24 protein-coding genes are annotated in these 24,055 nt (G+C 57.8%); 10 read left to right on the forward strand and 14 right to left on the reverse strand.

From position 1 onward, the window contains the following. The first annotated feature begins 106 nt into the window (after window positions 1-106). The gene (locus PGR10_RS03595; RefSeq protein ID WP_430922959.1) at window positions 107-1,495 is read left to right on the forward strand and encodes an MFS transporter; all 1,389 of its coding nucleotides are present in this window, start codon (window positions 107-109) and stop codon (window positions 1,493-1,495) included. Between the two features lie 43 nt (window positions 1,496-1,538). On the opposite strand, the gene hpxK is transcribed toward PGR10_RS03595, so the two are convergent. From hpxK to hpxU, 7 genes are all read right to left on the reverse strand, one after another. Continuing rightward, window positions 1,539-2,765 carry an allantoate amidohydrolase gene (hpxK, locus tag PGR10_RS03600; RefSeq protein ID WP_430922960.1) on the reverse strand — a complete coding sequence of 409 codons (1,227 nt, stop codon included), beginning with the start codon at window positions 2,763-2,765 and terminating at the stop codon, window positions 1,539-1,541. Next, window positions 2,762-4,003 (reverse strand): pyridoxal-phosphate-dependent aminotransferase family protein, encoded by a 1,242-nt coding sequence (locus tag PGR10_RS03605; protein WP_430922961.1) that lies wholly within the window; start codon window positions 4,001-4,003, stop codon window positions 2,762-2,764. Before PGR10_RS03605 ends, hpxK begins: the two co-directional genes overlap by 4 nt. A 14-nt stretch (window positions 4,004-4,017) precedes the next feature. Beyond that, window positions 4,018-4,755 (reverse strand): amino acid ABC transporter ATP-binding protein, encoded by a 738-nt coding sequence (locus PGR10_RS03610; protein ID WP_015705410.1) that lies wholly within the window; start codon window positions 4,753-4,755, stop codon window positions 4,018-4,020. After that, the gene (locus PGR10_RS03615) at window positions 4,736-5,392 is read right to left on the reverse strand and encodes an amino acid ABC transporter permease (RefSeq protein WP_162750154.1); all 657 of its coding nucleotides are present in this window, start codon (window positions 5,390-5,392) and stop codon (window positions 4,736-4,738) included. Before PGR10_RS03615 ends, PGR10_RS03610 begins: the two co-directional genes overlap by 20 nt. Next, window positions 5,392-6,057: an amino acid ABC transporter permease gene (locus PGR10_RS03620; RefSeq protein ID WP_032714492.1), complete on the reverse strand. Its 666-nt coding sequence runs from the start codon at window positions 6,055-6,057 to the stop codon at window positions 5,392-5,394. Before PGR10_RS03620 ends, PGR10_RS03615 begins: the two co-directional genes overlap by 1 nt. A gap of 9 nt (window positions 6,058-6,066) precedes the next feature. Beyond that, a complete protein-coding gene (locus PGR10_RS03625; RefSeq protein WP_430923107.1) occupies window positions 6,067-6,852 on the reverse strand; it encodes a transporter substrate-binding domain-containing protein in 786 nt (261 codons plus the stop codon). Between the two features lie 212 nt (window positions 6,853-7,064). Beyond that, window positions 7,065-7,904, reverse strand: a complete 840-nt coding sequence (gene hpxU / locus PGR10_RS03630) for a MurR/RpiR family transcriptional regulator HpxU (RefSeq protein ID WP_430922962.1) — start codon at window positions 7,902-7,904, stop codon at window positions 7,065-7,067. A 177-nt stretch (window positions 7,905-8,081) separates the two neighbouring features. Here hpxU and hpxW point away from each other — a divergent pair, with 177 nt between their 5' ends. Genes hpxW through hpxZ form a run of 4 tightly spaced genes read left to right on the forward strand, consistent with a single transcriptional unit; the run spans window position 8,082 to window position 11,644 of the window. Next, entirely contained in the window at window positions 8,082-9,665 is a 1,584-nt protein-coding gene (hpxW, locus tag PGR10_RS03635; RefSeq protein ID WP_430922963.1) for an oxamate amidohydrolase, read from the forward strand. Between the two features lie 10 nt (window positions 9,666-9,675). Then, the gene (gene hpxX / locus PGR10_RS03640) at window positions 9,676-9,864 is read left to right on the forward strand and encodes an oxalurate catabolism protein HpxX (RefSeq protein ID WP_032708053.1); all 189 of its coding nucleotides are present in this window, start codon (window positions 9,676-9,678) and stop codon (window positions 9,862-9,864) included. Beyond that, window positions 9,861-11,258 carry an AtzE family amidohydrolase gene (locus PGR10_RS03645; protein WP_430922964.1) on the forward strand — a complete coding sequence of 466 codons (1,398 nt, stop codon included), beginning with the start codon at window positions 9,861-9,863 and terminating at the stop codon, window positions 11,256-11,258. Before hpxX ends, PGR10_RS03645 begins: the two co-directional genes overlap by 4 nt. Then, window positions 11,255-11,644 (forward strand): oxalurate catabolism protein HpxZ, encoded by a 390-nt coding sequence (hpxZ, locus tag PGR10_RS03650; RefSeq protein ID WP_213794049.1) that lies wholly within the window; start codon window positions 11,255-11,257, stop codon window positions 11,642-11,644. The genes PGR10_RS03645 and hpxZ overlap by 4 nt, the downstream gene beginning before the upstream one ends. A 163-nt stretch (window positions 11,645-11,807) precedes the next feature. Here the strand turns inward: hpxZ and puuE are convergent, their stop codons facing one another. From puuE to PGR10_RS03665, 3 genes are read right to left on the reverse strand one after another with little or no spacing between them, the layout of a single operon-like run. Next, window positions 11,808-12,740, reverse strand: a complete 933-nt coding sequence (gene puuE / locus PGR10_RS03655; RefSeq protein ID WP_430922965.1) for an allantoinase PuuE — start codon at window positions 12,738-12,740, stop codon at window positions 11,808-11,810. A 15-nt stretch (window positions 12,741-12,755) separates the two neighbouring features. Beyond that, the gene (gene hpxA, locus PGR10_RS03660) at window positions 12,756-13,496 is read right to left on the reverse strand and encodes an allantoin racemase (protein WP_015705420.1); all 741 of its coding nucleotides are present in this window, start codon (window positions 13,494-13,496) and stop codon (window positions 12,756-12,758) included. Then, the gene (locus PGR10_RS03665) at window positions 13,496-14,212 is read right to left on the reverse strand and encodes a GntR family transcriptional regulator (protein ID WP_430922966.1); all 717 of its coding nucleotides are present in this window, start codon (window positions 14,210-14,212) and stop codon (window positions 13,496-13,498) included. The genes hpxA and PGR10_RS03665 overlap by 1 nt, the downstream gene beginning before the upstream one ends. A 143-nt stretch (window positions 14,213-14,355) precedes the next feature. On the opposite strand from PGR10_RS03665, the gene PGR10_RS03670 reads away from it, so the two are divergent. After that, entirely contained in the window at window positions 14,356-15,852 is a 1,497-nt protein-coding gene (locus tag PGR10_RS03670; RefSeq protein WP_015366599.1) for an NCS1 family nucleobase:cation symporter-1, read from the forward strand. Between the two features lie 84 nt (window positions 15,853-15,936). After that, window positions 15,937-17,250 carry a guanine deaminase gene (gene guaD, locus PGR10_RS03675; RefSeq protein ID WP_430922967.1) on the forward strand — a complete coding sequence of 438 codons (1,314 nt, stop codon included), beginning with the start codon at window positions 15,937-15,939 and terminating at the stop codon, window positions 17,248-17,250. A gap of 43 nt (window positions 17,251-17,293) precedes the next feature. Here the strand turns inward: guaD and uraH are convergent, their stop codons facing one another. The 3 genes from uraH to PGR10_RS03690 are packed head-to-tail and all read right to left on the reverse strand — an operon-like array spanning window position 17,294 to window position 19,477. Next, on the reverse strand, window positions 17,294-17,620 hold the full coding sequence (gene uraH, locus PGR10_RS03680; protein WP_087860786.1) for a hydroxyisourate hydrolase: 327 nt from the start codon (window positions 17,618-17,620) through the stop codon (window positions 17,294-17,296). Further along, window positions 17,617-18,117 (reverse strand): 2-oxo-4-hydroxy-4-carboxy-5-ureidoimidazoline decarboxylase, encoded by a 501-nt coding sequence (gene uraD, locus PGR10_RS03685; protein WP_430923108.1) that lies wholly within the window; start codon window positions 18,115-18,117, stop codon window positions 17,617-17,619. Before uraD ends, uraH begins: the two co-directional genes overlap by 4 nt. Next, a complete protein-coding gene (locus PGR10_RS03690) occupies window positions 18,095-19,477 on the reverse strand; it encodes a nucleobase:cation symporter-2 family protein (RefSeq protein ID WP_430922968.1) in 1,383 nt (460 codons plus the stop codon). Before PGR10_RS03690 ends, uraD begins: the two co-directional genes overlap by 23 nt. A 359-nt stretch (window positions 19,478-19,836) precedes the next feature. On the opposite strand from PGR10_RS03690, the gene hpxO reads away from it, so the two are divergent. Continuing rightward, the gene (hpxO, locus tag PGR10_RS03695; RefSeq protein ID WP_430920804.1) at window positions 19,837-20,991 is read left to right on the forward strand and encodes an FAD-dependent urate hydroxylase HpxO; all 1,155 of its coding nucleotides are present in this window, start codon (window positions 19,837-19,839) and stop codon (window positions 20,989-20,991) included. Here hpxO and hpxR read toward each other — a convergent pair. Further along, window positions 20,970-21,905, reverse strand: a complete 936-nt coding sequence (gene hpxR / locus PGR10_RS03700) for a LysR family hpxDE operon transcriptional regulator HpxR (RefSeq protein WP_430917599.1) — start codon at window positions 21,903-21,905, stop codon at window positions 20,970-20,972. The two genes, hpxO and hpxR, sit on opposite strands and share 22 nt — an antisense overlap. A gap of 125 nt (window positions 21,906-22,030) precedes the next feature. Here hpxR and hpxD point away from each other — a divergent pair, with 125 nt between their 5' ends. Continuing rightward, window positions 22,031-23,068: a molybdenum cofactor-independent xanthine hydroxylase subunit HpxD gene (gene hpxD, locus PGR10_RS03705; protein ID WP_430922969.1), complete on the forward strand. Its 1,038-nt coding sequence runs from the start codon at window positions 22,031-22,033 to the stop codon at window positions 23,066-23,068. A 15-nt stretch (window positions 23,069-23,083) separates the two neighbouring features. After that, the gene (locus PGR10_RS03710) at window positions 23,084-24,052 is read left to right on the forward strand and encodes a PDR/VanB family oxidoreductase (RefSeq protein ID WP_430922970.1); all 969 of its coding nucleotides are present in this window, start codon (window positions 23,084-23,086) and stop codon (window positions 24,050-24,052) included. Window positions 24,053-24,055 lie beyond the last annotated feature (3 nt).

Raw genomic sequence — 24,055 nt, forward strand, 5'->3', positions numbered from 1 at the left:
ATAAGGCGTTTCATGCAACTATAGAGTGTAAATGGTGCACCTTCCGCCCGGTAAAAGCCATCTTTATAGTTTCGTCATCCAGATATCCTCTGCAGGAGACAACACGATGACACTATTTTCCAGCCAACCTGGCGATGACGGCCTGCCAGGCCCGGCGCGAGCGCGGGTTATGGCCGCGGTAATGACCACCACCTTAATGGGCGTCTTTGATGGCACTATGGTAAACATTGCTCTGCCGTCGATGGCGCAGGAACTGCAGGCGTCAGCCAGTACCGCCGTCTGGTTCGCCAACGGGTATCTGCTGGCGGCGGCGATGACGCTGGCGATATTCGCCGCGCTGGCGGCGCGCTTCGGCTACCGCCCGGTGTTTCTGGCCGGACTGACGACATTTATTGTGGCATCAGCAGGTTGCGCGCTGGCGACGACGCCTGAGCTGCTCATCGGCATGCGGGTGCTGCAGGGGATCGGCGGCGCGGCAACGCTCAGTATCGCACCCGCCATATTGCGCTCCATTTTTCCGGCGCGACTGCTGGGGCGTATTCTCGGGATACACGCCCTGCTTATCGCTTCAAGCTCCGCCATCGGGCCGGTTCTGGGCGGCACGATCCTGCATACTTTGAGCTGGCAATGGCTGTTTGCAATAAACGTGCTCCCCGGTACCGTCGCCTTACTGCTGGCGGTCAGAGCGCTCCCGCGGCCGACAGTTGGCGGCCAAGCCGCTTTCGATACTCCCGGAGCGATATTGTCGGCGCTGCTATTGGGTTCAACGATCATGGCGGCGAATAGCATGCAGAGCGCTTCGCATCATATCGATAGTCTGTACTGGACGTTACTTGCGGCAATAAGCGGCACCGCCTTTATCTGGCGCATCCGGCAGACGGACAACCCGCTGCTGCCGCCTGCGATGTTTAAGAATGAACGCTTTACCCTTTCGGCCTTTACGTCGCTGATCGCCTTCGTAAGCCAGGGGATCACTTTTATTGCGCTGCCGTTCCTGTTCCAGAACGAGTATGGCTATAGTCCGGTGCTCTCGGCGATGCTGTTTACTCCGTGGCCATTAGGGATAGTGCTGATCGCACCGCACGCCGGCCGCTGGGCGGACTCAATCTCTGCTCCGCTCATTTCGACGCTGGGATTGATGATTTTTGTCGCGGGTTTAATCCTTCTGGCGATGCTGCCCGCTACGCCCGCCGCGTGGGATATCTGCCTGCGGAGCCTGGTATGCGGTATTGGCTTTGGCTGCTTCCAGAGCCCGAATAACCGGGAAATGCTGTCAAACGTGAGTCGCGAACAGGCGAGCTATGCCTCGGGCGTTTTATCCATCATGCGCACGTTCGGGCAGTGTCTGGGCGCCGCCGTGATGGGCGTACTGTTGGCAAAAGACGAAAGCGCCGTTCATCTTGCGCTGTGGATTGCCGCAGCGGCCTCGGCGTTGTCGGCGGCCGTTAGCGCCAGCCGACTGCGGAAAATAGCTTCTCCTGCAGGGGCGAGATAAGTCTGCGGCGCATCCCCGAAAAGAGGATGCGCCCGTTAGTGATTTACCCGGCAAGTTTTATCACCGCCCGGCTGAAGGCATCAATCGCCAGTTCGACATCGGCTTCGCTGACCGATTCCGCCGGATGGTGACTAATTCCCCCTTTGCAGCGCACAAACAGCATCCCCACCGGCCAGCGCTCCGCGATAGCAATCGCATCATGTCCGGCGCCGCTTGGCAGCGTCAATGCCGCTCCCTGTACCTCGCATACCGCTTTGGCAATCACCGCCTGTAATCGCGGATCGCAGGCGGTTGCCGCTATGCGATAGAACTCCTCAGCGGCAAACTGCAGGCCGCGACGCCCGGCAATCTCTGCGGCGGCCGCCAGCAATGACTCCAGTAATGCATCCAGCGGTTGATCCTGCGGACCGCGGATATCCAGAGTCAACGCGACTTCGCCGGGGATCACATTGACCGCTGCCGGCGAGCAGCGCAATGTCCCGACGGTGGCGACCAGGTTGCCTCCCTGCTGGCGCGTCGTGCTCTCAATATACAGCATCCACTCCGCGGCGGCGGCAAGCGCGTCGCGGCGCTGGTCCATCGGCACCGTGCCTGCATGACCTGCCTCGCCGGTAAAACAGCAATTGAGCCGCCGCGCGCCGTTGATCGCCTCGACCACGCCGAGTGCCGAACCGGCCTGTTCCAGCCTGGGCCCCTGCTCGATATGCAGTTCCAGATAGGCGGAAAAATCTTCCGCCGGGCGCGAGGCTGAATGGACACGTGATGGATCCAACCCGGCGCTGACCATCGCCTGCGCCAGGCTAATGCCTTCGGCATCGCGCTGGTCCAGCCAGGTTTGCGGCCAGCTTCCCGTCAGCCCCTTGCTGCCCAATAGCGTGATACCAAAGCGCGTTCCTTCTTCATCGCAGAAGCCGACGATTTCGATGGCCTGCGCCAGGCGGCGCGCCTGATTATGTAAGCTCTGCACCACTTCAATGGCGGCTAACACCCCCAACATGCCATCATATCGTCCGGCGTTGCGTACCGTATCGAGATGCGATCCGAGCAAAATCGCCGGCGCCCCTTCTTCTCTGCCTTCATAGCGCCCGCAAATATTGCCGACGCTGTCCTGCCAGACAATCATGCCTGCCTGACGCATCCAGTGGGCAACCTGCTGATTAGCTTCAAGATGTTGTGGCGAAAGGTAAACCCGCGTCAGGCCTTCGGGCGTTTCGCTTATCGCCGCTAATCTCTCTGCCCGCGCCATCACTCGCGCTGCGGCCAGGTTCATAGCGGTTTCTCGCTGCGATAATGATCCCACGCCGCCTGCATGGCTGCCCCTTGCGTGGTGGGGAATTTCAGGTAATTGAGTACTGATTCCAGCGCGCTGAGGGTGGTCATGACGCAATCTTTGCGTGCGTTGTAACCCATTGTGCCTATACGCCACACTTTGCCGTGCAGCGGGCCGAATGAGGTGCCAATCTCAATGGCGAAATCTTCCAGCATCAGTTGGCGTACCTGGTCGCCATTAATGCCCTGCGGGATGATCACGCCCAGTACGTTATTCATTTTGTGTTTCAGGTCGCCAAAAATTTCCAGCCCCATCGCCTGAATCCCTTTCACCAGCGCGTCGCCGTGCAGTTTGTGGCGGGCAATGCCGTTATCGAGCCCTTCTTCAAGCATCAGGCGCGCGCATTCTCGGGCGGCGAACAGCGCGGATGTCGCTTCCGTATGATGGTTAAGGCGTTCTGGCCCCCAATAATCCATCACCATTCCGAGATCGAAATAGTTGGAGTAAACCATCTCATCGACGCCATCAAGGTGCTCGGCGGTGCGGATCCCCTGCTCAACGCATTTACGTCGACGAATAGTCTCTTCCATCCGCGGGCTCAGGGTAATGGGCGAGGTGCCGGAGGGGCCGCCGAGGCACTTTTGCATTCCCGCCGATACCGCATCCAGCCCCCAGGCATCGGTCTCAAGCGCATTGCCGCCCAATGAGGCGGTGGCGTCGGTATAAAACAGCACATCATAACGACGGCAGATCTCGCCCAGCTCCGCCAGCGGCTGCAGCATGGTGGTCGAGGTGTCTCCCTGCACCGTCAGCAGCATACGTGGACGCACCCGTTTGATCGCATCTTCAATCTGCTCGGGAGAGAACACTTCACCCCACGGCACCTCAATGGTATGCACTTCCGCCCGGCAGCGGCGAGCAATTTCACATAACAGATGGCCAAAGCGGCCAAATACCGGCACCAGTACTTTGTCGCCGGGGCGGATCGCGGAGATCAGAATGGCTTCAATCCCCGCTCGTGAGGTGCCATCCACCAGCATGGTCCAGCGGTTGCTGGTGCGGAATACCCCGCGGTATAACGCCATGACTTCGTTCATATAGTGCGTCATAGCCGGATCGTATTGGCCGATAAGCTGGCTGGACATCGCGCGCAGGACGCGCGGGTCGGCGTTGATCGGCCCCGGCCCCATCAGCAGACGATGCGGAGGATTGATTGGTGAAAATTGAGCGATATCCATCGTAGATTCCTTTATTAATTCAGTCCGCGCACGGAGGAGATAAATTGTTTGAGTTCATTGGTTTGCGGCTGGCTGAACAGCGTTTTGCTGTCGCCCTGCTCCCAGACTCGCCCCTGGTGCATAAACACCACCCGGTCGCCGACTTCACGGGCAAAATTCATTTCATGGGTAACCAGAATCAGCGTCATTCCTTCCGCGGCCAGCTGTTCCAGCACTTTGAGCACCTCGCCCACCAGTTCCGGATCCAGCGCGGAGGTGATTTCGTCGCAGAGTAAAACTTTTGGCGACATCGCCAGCGCGCGGGCGATAGCTACCCGCTGCTGTTGCCCGCCGGAGAGGCTGGAGGGATAGAAATCCAGCCGATCGCCAAGCCCGACTTTAACCAGCATTTGCTGCGCCAGTTCGCGGCATTCGGCAGGTTTTTTTTTCAATACCCGCCGCGGCGCCAGCATCACGTTTTCCAGCGCCGTCATATGCGGAAATAAATTGAAGTTCTGGAATACCATGCCAACGGAGCGGCTAATCTCCCGCGCCTGCGAATCGCTGTCGGTAATGGTCATGCCGCCGAGCTTAATACTGCCTTCCTGGTACCCCTCCAGCCCGTTAATGCAGCGCAATAAAGTGCTTTTCCCCGAGCCGCTTCGGCCGATGATGGAGATCACCTCACCCATATTGATATCGAGATCAACTCCCTTCAGCACGTGATTATCGCCGTAGAATTTCTGCACCTGATTAATGGTGATGAGCGGCATTGAATTTATTCTCCAGATAGCGGCTGTAACGGGACAGCGGATAACACAAGATGAAGTAGCCCAGCGCGACCAGCGCGAAAACCTTAAACGGCTGATATGTCACGTTGGTGAGCATGGTGCCAGCCTTGGTGAGCTCGACGAAACCGATAATCGACGCCAGCGCGGTGCCCTTTATTACCTGTACGGCGAAACCCACGGTGGGGGCGATGGCAATACGCACCGCCTGCGGCGCCACCACGCGACACAACGTCTGGGTGAAATTTAACCCCAGACAACGCGATGCCTCCCACTGTCCTTTCGGCAAGGCACGGATACTGCCGTACCAGATATCCAGCAAAAAGGCGCTGGTATAGAGGGTCAGCGCCAGGGCGGCGGCGGTCCACGGCGACACATCGATCCCGAATAACGCCACGCCGAAAAAGGCGAGAAACAGCTGCATCAGCAATGGCGTCCCCTGAAAAAGCTCGATATAGCCGCGAATGAGGCGCTGCAGCCACAATTTACCCCGCAGGCGCAGCAGCAACAGCGGTAATGTCACCAGCGCGCCGCCAATAAAGGCCGTCAGCGATAGCAGCACGGTCCAGCGTCCGGCCAGCAGCAGGTTGCGTACGATGTCCCAGTCGGTAAAGGTTGTCATCATGCCTGTACCCTCAGCCATCTACGTCCAGCCGCCATTAGCAGCTGGCGCATCGCTATCGATAACGCTAAATAGAGACCGGTCGTCACCAGATACACCTCGAAGCTCAAAAACGTTCGCGATTGAATTAAGTTGGCGGCAAAGGTCAGCTCTTCATAAGAGACCTGCGATACCACCGACGATCCGAGCATTACGATAATGCACTGGCTCACCAGCGCCGGGTAAATACGCTGCAACGCCGGCGGTAAAACCACCTGAATAAAGGTCTGACTCCGGCTGAGCCCCAGTACCCGGCCGGCCTCCCACTGCCCTTTTGGCGTCACCTGGATCCCGGCGCGGACGATCTCCGTACTGTAGGCGCCCAGGTTGACGATCATCGCCAGCAGCGCCGCTTCGCCCGCCGTCATCTTCAATCCCAGATTCGGCAGGCCGAAGACAATAAAGAACAGTTGAACCACGAACGGCGTATTACGGATAACCTCAACGTAAGCCCCCCATATCCGACTTAGCCAGCTTGCCCGCCCGCTACGCAGAGCGGCACCGATGATCCCGATAGCCAGGCCGCCGAGCGTGGCGAGTACCGTGAGTTGGATAGTGACCCAGAGTCCCGCAACGAGCTCCGGCCAATAAGGCCAAAGCGCGGAAAAATGTAATTGCTCCGTCATCGCCGTACCTTAAGCGGCAAAGTCGCTGGGCAACGGCGCTTTCAGCCACTGCTGCGATAACGTATTGAGGGTGCCGTCCTTAATGCCCTGCGCGATTAAGGCATTCACCTTTTCCTTCAGCGCCGGTTCATTTTTTTTCAGGCCAATCACGCACGGTGAATCCTTAAGCATAAAGTTGGCGACCGGGGCTTTCGCCGGGTTTTGCCGCGAGATAGCCGCCACCACCAGATTACCCGTCGCCACGTATTGCACCTGACCAGAAAGCCAGGCCGACAGCGTGGTGTTGTTATCTTCGTAACGCTTAATCTGCGCCGCTTTCGGCGCAATGCTGGTCAGGACCATATCTTCCACCGCGCCGCGGGTCACGCCGATGCTCTTACCGCTCAGTTCGGCTGCGTCTTTCAGGACAGCTCCCTGCGGGCCGAAGACGCCAAGGAAAAACGGCGCGTAGGGTTGGCTGAAATCAATGACCTTTTCCCGCTCGGCGTTTTTACCCAGGCTTGAGATCACCAGATCCACTTTATCGGTCTGCAGATACGGTACCCGGTTGGCGCTGCTCACCGGAACCAGCTGCAGTTTTAGCTTCATCTGCTTTGCCAGATAGCGGGCCATATCAATGTCATACCCCTGTGGCTGGAGATCGGTGCCGACAGAACCAAACGGCGGGAAATCCTGGGGAACGGCGACGCGGATCACGCCGCGTTTTTCAATATCCTGGAGTTGGTCCGCGTGTGCGGCGGTGATTTGTGTCAACAGACAAGCGACCCCGGTCAGCGCAATCAGCAGTTTTTTCATCATCATTACCCGTTACGTTAGTATGAAACAAAAGATTCTTTAAATAAACTTCTGCAACTAATGTGCCAGATACGGACAAAAGAAATTTGCGCTGCCTAATCGGCTTTTAGCGAGAAATGACGCGAATATTAACCATGGCGGTAAGAAGAGTCGCCCTTCTCCTTACCGCACTTTGGCACCAAAAAGGTGCAAAGCACCAGACTGGCTCCCCATTATCGTTGTTCAAGCTCATCCAACTGCTGGTATAACGTGGCGATGTCATGAATGCGCGGGCGACCGCTATCGAGAATTTCATGTAGCAAGGCGTTCGCCAGCAGGTTGATAAGACTATTGGCCGACGCGTAGCTGTCGAAAGCCGAAACGCTATCCAGCGGGGCGCATAACCGCCAGCACGCCAGCGGAAACAGGCTATGCGCCTGCGGCTCGCAGATTAGCAGTTGCGGAACTCCCCGCTGTTGCAGTTGCTGCATCAGAGGACGAATAATTCGCGGCCGACGGCGAAACGCCATCACCACCACGATATCTTCCGCGCTTAAATCGACCAGCTCTTCACTGAAACTTTGCCCCGGTTGCGGCAGCACCACCACTTGCCCGCGCGCCTGAAGCAACTGCTGGCGCAAATGCAGCGCCAGCGGCCAGGAGTTTCGCATGCCAATAATGACGACGCGCCTGGCCTTGACCAGCGCGTTAATGGCTTCGGCAAACTGCCGGGCATCCAGCGCGTTTACCCACTGCGTCAGGTTTGCCATCTCCTGTTTATAATGCCGCGCCAGCAGCGTATTACCCTGCACCGCCTCGCGATGATCGGTCAACGGCATCCCGCTCTGGCGTAACGTGCGCAGCTCATCGCGCATATCGCGATACTTTTCATATCCCAGCCGTTTAAACAGACGGCTTACTGTCGCTTTTGATACCCCGCTCAGTTGGGCCAGCTCGGCGCTGTTGTAGCTAATCAGGTCATCAAAGTGGTCGACAATGAAATCCGCCACCCGCTGCTCCTGGGGTGACAACGACGCATATTGCGCCTTCAGCCGTTCATCGAGTTGTTCCATAGCGCCTCTGTAACTTTTGTTTCACTGAACTATACCGCTAACCCCCTTCACAATGCATGCCACAATGAGAAAAGAAAAAGACAACCACAACATTGAAACTTTCTTTTCAAAGTGGAACAGCTTTTGCACGGATAGCATTTGCAGCAGTGGCTGCATGATTCGTTACGAGGATAAGTTATGCAGAGTCATTTCTCGACCCAGGGGATGGCGGTCGCCCCCCATCATCTGGCTAGCCAAAGCGCGCTGTCCGTGCTGCGCGAAGGCGGAAGCGCAATAGAAGCGATGGTCGCCGCCGCCGCGACCATCGCGGTGGTCTATCCGCATATGAATGGTTTAGGCGGCGATGGGTTCTGGCTGATCGTACCGCCGCAGGGCGATCCGATCGCCATTGACGCCAGCGGCGCCGCGGGTTCACTGGCGACGCCGGAAGCCTATGCCGGGCTAACGCACATCCCGCATCGCGGCCCGCAATCCGCCCTGACCGTCGCCGGCACCGTCAGCGGCTGGGATGAGGCGCTGAAAGTTTCACACTCGCTGACCGGTAAATCACTACCGCTTTCGCGCCTGTTACAGGACGCGATCGGCTATGCCGATAACGGTATTCCGGTGACCGCCTCGCAAGCCAGCGCCACCGCCGGAAAATTAGATGAACTTCAGCGCCAGCCGGGCTTCGCTGAGACCTTTCTGGTCAATGGCCGCCCTCCGCAAAGCGGCAGCCGCTTTTGTCAGCCTGCGCTGGCCTCCACGCTAAAACGGCTGGTTGCGGAAGGGCTTGATAGTTTCTATCGCGGCTCTCTGGCGGAACAACTGGCGGCCGGCATGGCCCGTTATGGCCTGCCTATTACGCTTGACGATCTGCGCCAGCATCGCGCGCGCCGCCCGCAACCACTGCGGCTACAGCATCAACATGGAGAGTTATGGAACCTGGCGCCGCCGACGCAGGGGCTGGTATCGCTGGCCATCCTCGGCATCACTGACCGGCTGGCGATGGAGCAGACCGACGATGCGCAGACTATCCACCGTATCGTGGAAGCGACAAAACTGGCCTTCAGCCTGCGAGATAAACATATTACCGACCCGCAGCATCTGGACGTGGATATTCAAAGCCTGCTGTCCCCGCAGGCGTTACAACCGCTGGCGGAGAAGATCGACGACCAGCGCGCCGCGCCATGGGGCGCAGGCAAAGGCCCCGGCGATACCGTCTGGATGGGCGTGATGGATAGTAGCGGGCTGGCGGTTTCCTTTATCCAGAGTCTCTATCATGAGTTTGGCAGCGGCGTGGTGCTGGCGGACAGCGGTATTGTCTGGCAAAACCGCGGTGCGTCGTTCAGCCTCGACCCGGCGCATTTGCTGGCCCTGGCGCCGGGCAAGCAACCCTTCCATACCCTTAATCCCGCCGCCGCGCGCCTGAACGATGGCCGGGTGATGGTTTATGGCTCAATGGGCGGCGACGGGCAGCCGCAGACGCAGGCGGCGCTTTTCACCCGCTATATCCTGCAGAATGTCCCGCTTCAGGAGAGTATTTCTCGTCCGCGCTGGCTGCTTGGACGCACCTGGGGACAGACCTCGGACTCACTAAAAGTAGAAGGCCGCTTTGCGCCGCAAACCCTCGCCCGGCTCAGGGACCTGGGGCATGAGGTTGAGGTACTGGCCGACTTCAGCGAGGCCATGGGACATGCCGGGGCTATTGTCCGCCATCCTGACGGCCTGTTTGAAGGCGCGTCTGACCCGCGCAGTAACGGCACCGCCGCTGGCTATTAGGGGGAGAAGCATGAAACAAACCGAAAAAGAGTGGCGCGACTGGCTTCGACAGATGGAACAGATCCTCGCCCTTGAACTGGATGAATCGCGCCGCGCTGAGCTGCTGGCGCAATTTCGCCGCATTGCCGATATGGCTGAACCGCTGATGGCCTATCCGCTCGATCAGCGTCTGGAAATCGCCGGAGTGTATAAAGCATGAAGCTACATCAGATGACCATTGCCGACATTCAGCAGTCGCTGAGTCGCGGTGAATTTAGCGCCAGAGAGCTAGCTCGCCAGACGCTTGATGATATTGCGCAAAGTAACCCACTGCTCAACGCCTGGACGACAGTCACCGGGAAACGGATGCTCGACGAAGCGGACGCTATTGATGCCCTACGGCGAACGAATCAGCCGCTGCCTGCGCTGGCAGGCATTCCCTACGCGGTCAAAAATCTGTTTGATGTCGCGGGAGAAACCACCCTCGCCGGCGCGCAACTGTTCAGCGATAACCCGCCTGCCCGCGTCGATAGCTGGGCGGTAAGTCAAATCCAAAGCGCAGGCGGCCTGCTCAGCGGGATGCTGAATATGGACGCCTATGCTTACGGTTTTACCACGGAAAATAGCCACTATGGCGCGACGCGCAATCCGCACGATCTTAACCGCATTGCCGGCGGCTCCTCCGGCGGCTCAGCGGCGGCGGTCGCCGCCGGGCTGGTTAATTTTTCGCTCGGTAGCGACACCAATGGTTCGATTCGCGTTCCGGCATCCCTGAGCGGGATTTTTGGTCTCAAGCCAACCTTCGGCCGTCTGTCGCGTACCGGCAGCCACCCTTTTGTTCCCAGCCTCGATCATATTGGTCCGTTTGCCCGTACGGTAGAGGATTTAGCCACAGTCTACGATGTTCTTCAGGGGCGAGACGTTAATGACGGTTTTCAGGCCGAACGCGGCGTCACCCCAGCTACGCCGCATCTGCGATATGGCCTCCAGGGGCTGCGTTGCGCGGTTTTAGGCGGCTATTTCAACCGCTGGTGCGATGACGATGCCCGCGCGGCGGTAGCTCGCGTCGCCCGCTATCTCGAAGCCTCTGAAGAGTATCTCTTCCCCGAGGCGGAGCTGGCGCGCGCTTCTGCTTTTATCATTAGCGCTTCTGAAGGCGGAAACCAGTACCTGCCAGCCTTACGGCGTGAGCCGGAGCGCTTTGAACCGCACTCGCGCGAACGTCTGCTGGCGGGTGCGATGATCCCTTCCGCCTGGTACCTGCAGGCGCAGCGCTTCCGTCGGCACGCCCAGCGGCAAGTCGCGTCGCTATTCACCCATGCCGACGTGCTCATCGCCCCGGCAACACCATGCAGCGCCACGCTTATTGGCGAGCAGACGATGGAGATCAACGGCGAGTCTTTACCGATACGCGCCAGCATGGGCATGCTCACTCAACCAATCTCCTTTATCGGTCTGCCGGTGGTAACCGTTCCGCTACGTACCGCGACAGGGCTGCCTGTCGGCGTGCAGTTAATTGCCGCACCGTTTAATGAACAGGCCTGTCTGCGCGCCGCCTATGCGCTGGAAGCGATGGGAATGACCGATTCCCGCCCAGTGGAGGTAGCCGCATGATCGCGTCGCAAGAAATCAATATTCCGCAGGTGGTCGCTGAAGTAACGGCGGCTTTTTATCGCTATGAACAGGCGCTGGTGAGTAACGATATCGCGGTGCTGGATGCGTTGTTCTGGCACGATACGCGCACGGTTCGTCTCGGCGCCGGAGAGAATCTGTATGGTATTGATGAGATCCGCGCCTTCCGCGCCGCGCGCCCGGCCGCAGGGCTTGCGCGGGAGTTACGCCATACGGTGATCACCACCTATGGGGAGGATTATGCGGTATGCAGTACCGAGTTCACCCGTGAAGGCAGCGATCGTATCGGCCGTCAGCAGCAAACCTGGGTTCGTTTTTCCTGCGGCTGGCGTATCGTTGCCGCACAGGTTAGTTTGATGGGACATTGATGCCGTTGTCGCCCCCTGCTTGCGCTGCGCTTAGCAGGGCTACCAACTTAGCATGACCAACCGAATACCGAACCGTAGCCCGGATGAGGCTTTAGCCGAAATCCGGGGAACCCCGCGATAAGCGCAGAGCCACCCGACAAATAACGGCGCAATGGGTCTGCCGCTATGGCTGGTACGGATGCACCCGCCGCCAGTGGTCGGCAATCTGCTGGCGGGTACAAATCCACACGCGCTCATGCTGCTGCACGTAATCGAGAAAATGTTGCAGAGCGCGGAAGCGTCCGGGGCGGCCCAGCAACCGGCAGTGCATGCCGATAGACATCATTTTCGGCGACGTTTCACCTTCCGCGTACAGCACATCAAAGCTGTCTTTCAGATAGGTATAAAACTGTTCAGCGGTATTAAACCCCTGAGCGGTGGCAAAGCGCATATCGTTGGCATCGAGCGTGTAAGGCACGATGAGATGCGGTTTACGCTGCCCGTCGGCGCAAGGCACTTCCGTCCAGAACGGCAAATCATCGCCATAATAGTCGCTGTCGTAATCAAATCCGCCATGTTCGACCACCAGTTGCCGGGTGTTAGGGCTATCGCGCCCTGTGTACCAGCCGGTGGGCGGTTTGCCAAACAGATCGGTCAGCACCTGCACCGCTTTATGCAGATGGTCGCGCTCCTGTTCAATCGCCATATGCTGATAGTGGATCCAACGCCACCCGTGGCTGACCACATCGTAGTTGGCCGCTTTGATCGCCGCGACGATATCCGGATGACGCGCCAGCGCCATTGCCACGCCAAACACCGTCAGCGGTAACCCCCGCTCCTGAAAGGCATGATGGATACGCCAGAAACCCGCGCGGCTGCCATATTCATACAATGAGTCCATCGACATATGGCGGTCGGGATAGCTGGCAGCGCCGATGATATCGGAGAGAAACTGTTCAGAACCCGCATCGCCGTGCAGGACGTGATTCTCGGCGCCCTCTTCGTAATTAAGCACAAACTGCACCGCGATACGCGCCTGGTTTGGCCACTGCGCGTGCGGCGGCTTTCCCGCGTAGCCGCGCAAATCGCGCGGATATAATTCTGCTGCTGGTATCATCTCCCACCCCTTCATTTAATCATTAAACACGGCAAATTTACCGCTAAGCGTTTTACGTTCCGGATAAGCTAAATCGCCGTGCTTGCTGGTTGTCAGGCCTAGCGACACCAGAGATTCCACCATCTTCACCGCCGCGCTGACGCCATCAATAACGGGTACCTGAAGTTCCCGGGTCAGTTGCTGCGCCAGGGTCGCCATGCCGCCGCAGCCCAGCACGATAGCGCCGCAGCCATCCTCCTGTAGCGCCTGAATACAGCGGGCGCGTACTTTTTCCTGCGCCACGCCGCTGCCATCTTCCAGCGCCAGCACCGGTAGATCGATCGCATGCAGACCGGCGCAATGCTCATGGAAACCATACTGATGTAGCAGATGACGAGCGATAATCAGCGTGCGCGGTAAGGTAGTGACCACCGAGAAGCGGGTAGCGACCAGCGTCGCCATATGCATCGCCGCCTCGGCAATACCAATAACCGGTCCCTGGGCCAGTTCACGGGCGGCCAGTAATCCCGGATCGCCAAAACAGGCGATAACGTGCCCGGAAACGCCCTGCTGCCGCCCGGCTTTTATTTGCTCCAGCACGCCGACGGCGGCGATGGCTTCGTCAAAATGCCCTTCAATCGACGGCACGCCGTCTGGTGGACAGACCGCGACAATATCGGTTCCTGGCGACGCCGCGGCGCGGGCAGCCTCGGCGATGGTTTGCGTCATACCGGGATCGGTATTGGGATTGATAACTTGTATACAGATGGTGGACATTACCGCTCCTTATAGCCGGCGAACAGCCGGGCGAAATCGGGAACCGACTCCCCCGTGCAGGAAAAACATAAACTGGCAACGATGTGTTCAAAGTGATGGTTGAGCGCCTCGGTCAGCGCGGTTAGCGCTTTTTCGCGGAGCAGGCCGACAAGGCGCTCGTGGTCATCGCAGCGGCACCCCTGCCGCCACGGCGCGCCCCAGGCGGCAATCACCAGCGATGAGCGTTGACTGAGTCGGGTGACCATCTCCGTTAGTACCTGGTTGCCGGAAATGGCCTGTAACTGAATATGAAAATTAGCGGAATGGCGGATAGCGGACGGGCCATCATAGGCCTCATGCGCCAGTTGCTCCTGCTGAATAATGGCTTCCAGCGCCGCCAGATGTGGAGGCTGGCAGCGTTGCAGTACATCCGGCAGATTCGCTACTTCCAGTAGCGCACGGGTGCGGAATATTTCCCGTGCCTCGTCAACCGTCGGACTGGCGACCTGTGCACCACGTTTGGGCGTTAATGTCACCATTTGCACAGCGGCGAGTCGTTGCAGCGCTTTGCGTACTCCTGTGCGGCTGATGCAGAACACCTCCGCCAGCGCCTCTTCCGGCAATTTGCTGCCAGGCAGCAGTTGTTGCTCGACAATCGCGGTCAGCAAGGCCTCGTAGATAGACTCATCCTTGTCATGCAGTCCGGCTGCGGCCTGCAGCGGATTTTCATTGCCCATTGGTCTACTCCACTTTCCATTTTGATATCAAATCGTATACATAAAATAAATATTTTGTATACAAGATTAACCATTCTGGCCTGGATCCTGCAACGCCTTCCGCTATCAACGGCAAAACGTTTGTCTTCAGAGGAGCAGGATCCATGCCAAATACACAAAACACGCATCAGCTCAACGCCGGAGACCCGGCATCAGGCTACAGCCCGCGTCTTTGCAACGAGGATCTGGCGCCGACGCGCGAGCAAAACTGGAACTGGTACAACATTTTTTCTTTCTGGATGTCGGACGTGCATAGCATGGGCGGCTATGTGGTGGCGGCGAGTTTCTTTACGTTGGGTCTGGCGAGCTGGCAGGTACTTATCTGCCTGTTGGCCGGAATTGTTATCGTCCAGCTTTGCGCCAATCTGGTGGCCAAACCCAGCCAGATTGCCGGCGTGCCCTATGCGGTCATCTGCCGTCAGGCGTTCGGCGTCTTCGGCGCCAATATTCCGGCGGTGATACGCGGGCTGATTGCTTTCGCCTGGTACGGGATCCAAACTTATCTGGCTGCGAACGCCTTAATGCTGGTGCTGCTGAAGTTCTGGCCCTCGCTGGCGGCAATGACGCAAACGTCATTGCTGGGTCTTTCATCGCTTGGCTGGATCTGTTTCGCCACCATGTGGCTGTTGCAGGCGATGGTGTTCTGGCACGGCATGAGCGCGATTAAGCGCTTTATTGATATCGCCGGCCCGGCGGTATATGTGGTGATGCTGGCGTTAGCGGGCTGGATTGTATACAAGACAGGCCTCGATGGTATCTCCTTTACCCTCGCCAGTAAGACGCTGACCGCCGGTGAGCAAAGCTGGCAGATGATCACCGCCACCGCGCTGGTGGTCTCCTACTTCTCCGGTCCGCTGCTTAATTTTGGCGATTTCTCCCGTTACGCCAGAAGCATGGGCGAAATTCGCCGCGGCAACCGCTGGGGGCTGCCGTTTAACTTCCTGCTGTTCTCGGTAGTGACCGTAGTAATCGTCTCTGGGACTCAATCTTTATTTGGCCGGATGATCACCGACCCGATTGAAACGGTGAGCCATGTGGGTAACGATCTGGCGGTGGCCATCGGCCTGCTGACCATGATCACCGCCACTATCGGCATCAATATTGTCGCCAACTTCGTCTCGCCGGCATTTGATTTTTCCAACTGCGCGCCGCAAAAAATCAGTTTCCGCACCGGCGGGATGATTGCCGCCGTCGGCTCGATACTGCTCACCCCGTGGAACCTGTTTAACTCCCCTGAGCTTATCCACTACACCCTGGACGTATTGGGAGCGTTTATCGGGCCGTTGTTCGGCATTCTGCTGGTTGATTTCTATTTGATTAAACGCGGACAGGTATCGATCGACGATCTTTTCGATGATACCCCGAAAGGCAAATACTGGTACCGCAACGGCTTTAACCCGAAGGCCATCGCCGCGCTGCTGCCCTCGGTGGCGGTCGGCCTGATTATCAGCTTTATTCCCGCTCTGCATGAGGTGGCCAATTTTAGCTGGTTCATCGGCGTGCTGCTAAGCGGCAGCCTGTATCGCTGGATTGCCCGCGACGAGCGGCAGGCTGCTTCCTCCGCCCGCTTTACCCCCGGCGCGTTGGCGCAGAAAGAATAATCCCAACCGGCCGCGGCGCCTGCCGCGGCTTCCTGGCATTAAATTTGCACAACGGATACATCACCACTCAAATAAGGCGGCACCATGCTGGAATACCACACCGCGCTACGCGGTGCGTTTTTTGATATTAGCCAACCCGCCGCCAGCGCTGACGATATCACCCGCTACGCGCGATATATTGATGATGGCGTGCTGTTTATTTACGCCGGGAAGATTCAGGCGCTACTGCCATGGCAGGAAGGCGAAGCATTACTCGATCCACATAAAGGCTATCGCGATCTGCGCGGTAAACTGCTGCTGCCGGGGTTTGTCGACGCCCATATTCACTATCCTCAAACCGAAATGATCGGCGCCTTTGGCGAACAGCTGCTGGAATGGCTGACCACTTATACCTTTCCGGTGGAAAGCCAGTTTGCCGATGAACGGTACGCGGCAGATATCGCCCGTTTTTTTGTCAACCAGTTGCTCAGCCATGGCACCACCACCGCGCTGGTGTTTTGTACGCTTCATCCGGCGTCCGTGGAGGCTCTGTTTACCGAGGCATTACGTCTGAACATGCGCCTGCTGGCCGGTAAGGTGATGATGGATCGCCATACGCCGGAGTATTTAACTGAAACCGCCGAACAAAGCTATTGCCAGACCCGCGAACTGATCCAGCGCTGGCACCGGCGCGGCCGTCTGGGCTACGCTATTACGCCGCGTTTCGCTCCCACTTCCACACCGGAGCTGCTACAAGCAGTTCAGCGGCTGCGGGAGGAGTTTCCTGATACCTGGCTGCATACCCATCTGAGTGAAAACCTTAATGAAATCGCGTGGGTAAAGCAGTTATGGCCGGAGCATGAGCACTATCTTGATGTTTATCATCACTATCAATTGACCGGTGCGCGCAGCGTCTTCGCCCACGGGATCCATCTGGCGGAGAAAGAGTGGCGGTGTCTGCATGAGACCGGTTCGGCAATCGCCTTTTGCCCGACGTCAAACCTGTTTCTGGGTAGTGGGCTATTTCGCCTGCCCGCCAGCTGGCAACATCAGGTCCGGATTGGCATCGGCAGCGATGTTGGCGCCGGAACCACCTTCAGCCTACTACGCACCCTCGGCGAGGCCTATAAAGTGGCGCAGCTACAGAGCTATCGCCTGCGCGCTAGCGAAGCGTTTTATCATGCGACGTTGGGCGGCGCGCACGCGTTACGCCTGGATGACAAAATTGGTAATTTCCAGTCGGGAAAAGAGGCCGATTTGGTGGTTATCGACCCGGCGGTAACGCCGCTACAAAAGCTGCGCGGCGCACGCTGTCATGATGTCTATGAGCAGCTGTTCGTATTGATGACCTTAGGCGATGAACGGAACATTAGTGAAACCTGGGTCAATGGCCAACAGGTATGGTGTAACGAAGGCTGAACCGCTGCCCGGCGCTTCATTCTGGCCGGGCGGCGGACTCAACTTAACTTCCGCGATAGGTCGACCAGCCGCCGGGGGCAATTAAAAATGGCAGATGAAAATGGTCTTTGTCATCAATGGTAATCATAAAATCGATCTGCGCCTGCCGGTACAGGGTCTGGCGGCCATCGCGCGCAAACCACGATTGCAGTTCGGCCACCAGCTGATAGTTTCCGGGACGCAGTTGTCCCGTCGCCAGCTCGCCCAGGCGGCCATGGCTGTCTGTCACGCCTGATGCCAGGCTACGCCCTTCGCAGAACAGGGTGACCGCCACGCCTTGTGCAGGCTTGCCGGTAGAAATATCAAGAATATGGGTGCTCAGGGTGATCATTCGCTAATAACTCCCGCCAGTCTGAGTAAGGTGATTTCACGTAATTGTTCCAGCGCCGCTTCAATTTCCTGCGCGTCATTATGGGTCAGCCGTTGGGTCAGCGCCTGCAGGATCTCGGCGGCGCTGCGGCCTTTGGCGCGGATCAGAAACACGCGGTCAAAACGGGCTTCGTAACGGGCGTTCCCTTCTTTCAGCGCCCGAGCGATAGCGGCATCGTCGGCATTAACCTCCGCCTGCTCCTGGCGAGACAGCGCGGCATGCGCTTCCCCGCCCGTCGGCTTTTCCCCGATCCGCGGATGGGCGCAGAGCGCCCGCGCCAGATCTGCCTCTCCCCAGTGCTGCATCAGTTGATGTGCGCGATCCGTTAAGGCCGTCAGTGTGGCATAGGGCCGCTCCAGCGCCAGCGCTTCGCGCCAGGCGGGGAGCGCCACGCAGGGTTCAAGCTGGCGAATGGCTTCCGCCTGCGGCAGCTGATTAAAGTGGTTGAGTGTTATCATCATTGCTCCTTGCCGCTGCCGTCATGGCGGCTTTCTCTTGCGGAATAATCAGATTCAGTACAATCGCCACCAGCCCACCGCTGGTGGCCGCAGATCCAAACAGGTTGCCGATGATAGGCGGGAAATGGGCAAGGAAAGCGGGAACCGCCTCAATGCCGAGGCCAAAACCAAATGCCAGGCCAACAATCAGCATATCGCGGCGGGTTAGCGGGTTCTGGGTGATGATGCGGATCCCGGCCGCCACGACACAGCCAAACATGACCATCGTCGCGCCGCCTAACACCGGCGTGGGGATCTGGCGCAGGATCTCACCAAAGGGAGGAAACAGCCCAAGCAGAATCAGCAATACGCCAATATAACGCCCGACATAGCGGCTGGCGACGCCGGTCATCTGGATGACGCCGTTATTCTGCGCGAAGGTGGTATTGGGAAACGCGCAGATCGCCGCGGCGATCAGGCAGCTAATGCCATCCGCGAGGATCCCGCCTTTCAGGCGTGAGCGAAACGCGCCGTCATCAATGGACTGTTTTGAGATCAGGCAGTTGGCGGTTAAATCGCCGACGGCTTCAAGAATGCAAACCAGCGATACCAGCGCGACCGGTAAAAATATGGCGCTATTAAACTGAAAGCCAAAAGGAAATGTCGCCGGCAGACGAAACCAGCTATCGCCGATCGGCGCCAGATGAAATTTTCCGCTTAGCGCGGCGGCGATACAGCCCACCGCCATGCCGATGACCACCGACGATAAACGCAGCCAGCGGTTTTTCGCGCAGCTCAGCACCACGATAATCCCTAACGTTATGCCGCCCAATGCGATATTGCCCGGGCTGGCGAAATCCTTCGCGTGATCGCCGCCGCTCCAGTTAATAATACTGACCTTTATCAGGCTAATGCCGATCAGCGCAATGACGCTGCCGGTAATAATCGGGGTAAAGAGTTTTTTCAGCGGTTCGATAAAGCGGCTGACGACGACCGGTACCAGCGCGGCAACAACGTTAACACCGAACAGCATGGCCATAATGTCCTGCGGGCCGCCACCCTGTGCTTTTACCCACATGCCGCCGGCAATCGCTACGCCGAGAAAAGCGAAGCTGGTGCCCTGCATACAGATCATCCCCGCACCGATCCCCCAGACGCGGTTAGCCTGAAGAAAGGTGCCAATCCCGGAAGCCATTAGCGACATACTAATTAAATATGGCAGCCATTCGCCAAGTCCCAGCGCGGCGCCAATAATCAGCGGCGGCGTAATAATGCCGACCAGCCCCGCCAGCACGTGCTGTAAGGCGCTAAAAAAAGCCGGTAGCAGCGGGATGCGCTGCTCCAGGCCATAAAGCAGGTTGCTGTTCTTTTCATCAGACATGGGGTCACCGTCTCGTCGTGGATAAGCGTTGACGATGTAGTGCACAAAGCAGGCCACATTGCTTATTCCCTCTATCTTTATCCACGTAAAAATCGTTTTATCTTTTATTTATCAGTGAAATAGCCAAATTAAAGAGCGGGTGTTCTGTAACGAACGTTGGCGCGGGACGTTGAAACTTTTGATTCCTTAATTCACTAAAAGAAATCTTTGATTCATAAAAAGGCAACATAATCGCAACTTTGCCCTTCTTTGGTGCACCTCCCCGCCATCACCCGTCTGTTTTCCGCTGATTTCGCAGGTTCTGGTACCTGGTACGCAAATTGCTGAACCCCTTAAACAACACACCTAAGGGGAAGACAATGAAAGCAATCGTGATTGGCGCGGGAATCGGCGGGTTGAGCGCCGCGGTGGCGCTACGTAATGCAGGCATAGCCTGCGAAGTGTTCGAAGCGGTAAAAGAGATTAAGCCGGTTGGCGCCGCGATCTCTATCTGGCCCAACGGCGTCAAGTGTATGAACCGCCTGGGGATGGGCGAGATCATCGACGCTTATGGCGGCCCGATGCATTATCTGGCGTATAAGGAGTATCAACGCGGGGAAACGCTCACCCGCTTCAGCCTCGCGCCGCTGGTAGAACGTACGCAGGGCCGCCCTTCGCCAGTGTCGCGAACTGAACTGCAGCGCGAGATGCTCGATTTCTGGGGGCGTGAGCAGGTGCAGTTCGGCAAGCGGGTCACCCGCGTGGAAGAACATACCGACGGCGTCACCGTCTGGTTTACCGATGGTAGCGAGGCGCACGGCGATATGGTCATCGCCGCCGACGGCAGCCATTCGGCGCTGCGGCCATATGTGCTCGGCTATACGCCGGAACGCCGCTATGCCGGTTACGTTAACTGGAATGGTCTGGTCGATATTGATGAGTCCATTGCTCCCGCCGATCAGTGGACGACGTATGTCGGCGAAGGGAAACGCGTGTCGCTGATGCCGGTGGCGGGCGGACGTTTCTACTTCTTCTTCGATGTGCCGTTGCCGGCCGGGTTAGCGGAAGATCGCCTCACCCTGCGCGACGATTTAACCCGCTACTTCGCCGGCTGGGCGCCGCCGGTGCAAAAGCTTATCGCCGTACTCGACCCGCAGACCACCAACCGGATAGAAATTCACGATATTGAACCTTTTGATAAGCTGGTGCGTGGCAAGGTGGCGCTACTGGGCGATGCCGGGCACAGCACCACGCCGGATATCGGCCAGGGCGGCTGCGCGGCGATGGAGGACGCGGTCGTGCTGGGTAATGTACTGCGCGACAATAGCGATATTGTCACCGCGCTGCGCCAGTACGAAGCATTGCGTTGTGAACGGGTGCGTGACCTGGTGCTCAAAGCGCGTAAACGCTGTGATATCACCCACGGTAAGGATATGGCGTTAACCAAAGCCTGGTATCAGGAACTGAAAACGGAAACCGGCGAGCGTATTATCAACGGCTTGTGCGAAACCATTCAGGGCGGGCCATTAGGCTGAGAGTGAGCAGCGCTACGCATCTCCTCCATCACCAGCGTTAGTTTTTGAATCGCCATTTGCGCCGGACGAGATAGCTGGCGCGATGGCGCGGTGCATAGCGCCAGGGTCAAAGGTCGCAGCAGCTTATTACGTAGCGGCACAAACGCCAGCGAACCGTTGTTTACCTCGTCCTGCACGTCCAGCAGGCTCAGGACCGTCACCCCGCCGCCTTTAAGCACCAGCGATTTAATCAGACGAATATCATTGCAGCTAACGGTGTTGGGCGGCGAAAAATCATAATGGCGATAGAGCATTGCCACCCGGTCATGCACTATTAACGGCGCGCCGGGAATAATATGCCGTTCATCGCTAAGTTCCCCCAGCGAGATCGCGGGCGCGGCGGCAAAAGGATGGTGCGGATGCAGTACCACCCCGACTTCCATTTCAATAAACGCCAGTACGTTGAGACCCGCCTGACCTTCAGGATCGAGGATCAGACCAAAATCGACATCGGACTGACGTACTCTGTCGCTGATGCTCTGGCTATCGGCGACCTGCAACATCAGTTCCAGCCACTCGCACTGGTTGATAATCTCTGCCAGCGCCGCGGCAAAACTCCCTTCGGCCAGCGCCTGCACCATACCGACATTCACCGTTCCGCGTTTTAGCCCCTGCAGTTCATCAAATTTCTGTTGGGTCACGCGAAACTCTTTTTGCCAGCGCAGCAGATTGTCATACAACAGCTCGCCTGCGGTGGTCATCCGCAAACCTTCCGGCAGCCGCTCAAATAGCGGCGTGCCGAAGGACGCTTCAGCCTGCAGTATCTGGCGATTAATCGCCGAAGCTGAAATATGCAGTTTTTCCGCCGCCCGGCGCAGGCTGCCGCTGCGGGCCACTTCCATAAAATAATTCGCAAAGCGCGAGAAAGGACTCATCGGTTACCTGTACTGATTTTTGCAACGGATAGCTGAATTAATGCTGATGGATGTCAACACCCTACTATGGCAACAATAAACTCACAACAATTAAACAATCACTTTAGCCATCAGGAAGCAAAACGATGAACAGACAACCGCTCACGCCCCCTGCGCATTGTACCTTTGAACTCCAGGACTGGCTGCGGCTGGCAAAATGCTGGCATCCGGTGGCGCGTAGCGCGGATATCGGCCCGCAACCGGTGAAAGCCACCCTGCTGGATGAAAAACTGGTTATCTATCGCCTGCACGAACGAGTCGTCGTCGCCCGCGATGCCTGTCCCCACCGCGGGGTACCATTGACGTTAGGTTTTCATGACGAAGAAGGTATCATTTGCCCTTATCACGGCCTGCGCTTTGGGGAAGATGGCCGCTGTAACCGAATCCCCTCCAGCCCAAATCAGCCGATACCGGCGAAATTAAATCTGACCTGCTACGCGGCGGAAGAACACTATGGTCTGGTGTGGGTGTGTCTCGATTATGATGCTGACAATCCCCCGCGGTTACCGACCATGCCGCACTGGGCAGACGACGGATTCCAGCAACTGACCTGCCCGGCGTTTGAGGTCAATGGCTTTGCAGGCCGTCAGGTGGAAGGGTTTCTTGATGTGGCGCATTTTGCGTGGATCCATACCGCCACCTTCGCCGATGCTGAGAATCAACAGGTTCCTGACTACCTGCCTGAGGAAACGGAAAACGGGTTTGTCGTCGACTACTGGAGTACGGTCGGCAATTATCCGGCAAGCGCCGGCTACCGCGCTCCGGAGGGTTTTCAATGGCTACGTCGCTTTGAGATGCATCTGCCCTTTACCGCTACCCTGACGATTCATTTCCCCGGCGAAGCCCGACTGGTAATAATGAATGCCGCCTCGCCCGTCTCATCACGGGTCACGCGAATGTTTGCCCCTATCGCCCGCAATTTCGACCTGCATGTGCCGGTGGAGGAAGTCTACGCTTTCAACCTTCGCGTGTTCGAAGAAGACCGGCTGATGGTTGAAAGCCAGCGCCCGGAGACGCTACCTCTGGATCTTACCCTAGAAGCACATATTCCAGCCGACCGTAGCTCAATTGCCTACCGTCGCGGCTTGAAGCGGCTGGGTTTCGGTGAGTTTTTCCTGGTCTGAGCAAGGAGTTATACGATGAGTACTCTAATTGAGGTGGTTGTCGATGGTCTCTGGCGTGAAGGCGAACATAATCTGGCGGTCACGTTGGTGACGACTGACGGCGCCCCATTACCCGCATGGCAGCCCGGCGCCCATATCGATCTGCATCTGGCGAACGGCGTGACCCGTCAGTACTCACTCACCGGGAGCCATCGCAGGCTGGAACGTTATCTGATTTGCGTGGCGAGAGCGGCAGAGTCGCGCGGCGGTTCGCGCTACATCCATGAGACGCTGAGACCTGGTCAGAGGCTGATGATATCACCGCCGAGAAATCAGTTTGCCCTGCAGACGGCGCGACACGTCACCCTGCTGGCCGCCGGGATTGGCATTACGCCGCTGTATAGCATGGCCCGGGCGTTAGCGGCGCAAGGAAAGCCATTTACCTTACAGTATTACCTCAACCGACGGGAAAACGGCGCCCTGGTAGCCGCGATTGCCCGCAAGCTGGCACCTGAAAACGTGAGGATTTATAGCTCAGCTGAAGGCGAGAGCCCGCGAGAAAATTTGCCAGGAAGGTTGAGCGTTCCTCATCGTGAAGATCGGCTTTACGTGTGTGGTCCGGCGGGATTTATGGCCGCCGCGCGCCAGGCGGCGGCCATACAAGGCTGGCAGGCTGAGCAGATCCATGAGGAGGCGTTTCAGGCGTCAATGCCCGCCAACGACGTTCGGCAGGAAGAGACGTTTACAGTGACGCTCGACTCTTCTGGCCAGTGCTGGCCTGTCGCCGCCAATCAAACCATCGCACAGGTATTGCAGGAAAATGGTGTGGCAGTGCCGCTTTCCTGTGAGATGGGGATTTGCGGCGCCTGTCTGACCAGGGTGGTTGAGGGAGAGGTGGATCATCGTGATACGGTGCAGTCAGCAGCAGAAAAATGCGCCATCGTGCAGCATGTCGCGCTGTGCTGCTCCCGCAGCCACAGCACGAATTTGCTCATTGATTTATAAAAT

It is taken from the genome of Klebsiella sp. 141198, from assembly GCF_050600785.1.
GTDB lineage: Bacteria > Pseudomonadota > Gammaproteobacteria > Enterobacterales > Enterobacteriaceae > Klebsiella > Klebsiella aerogenes.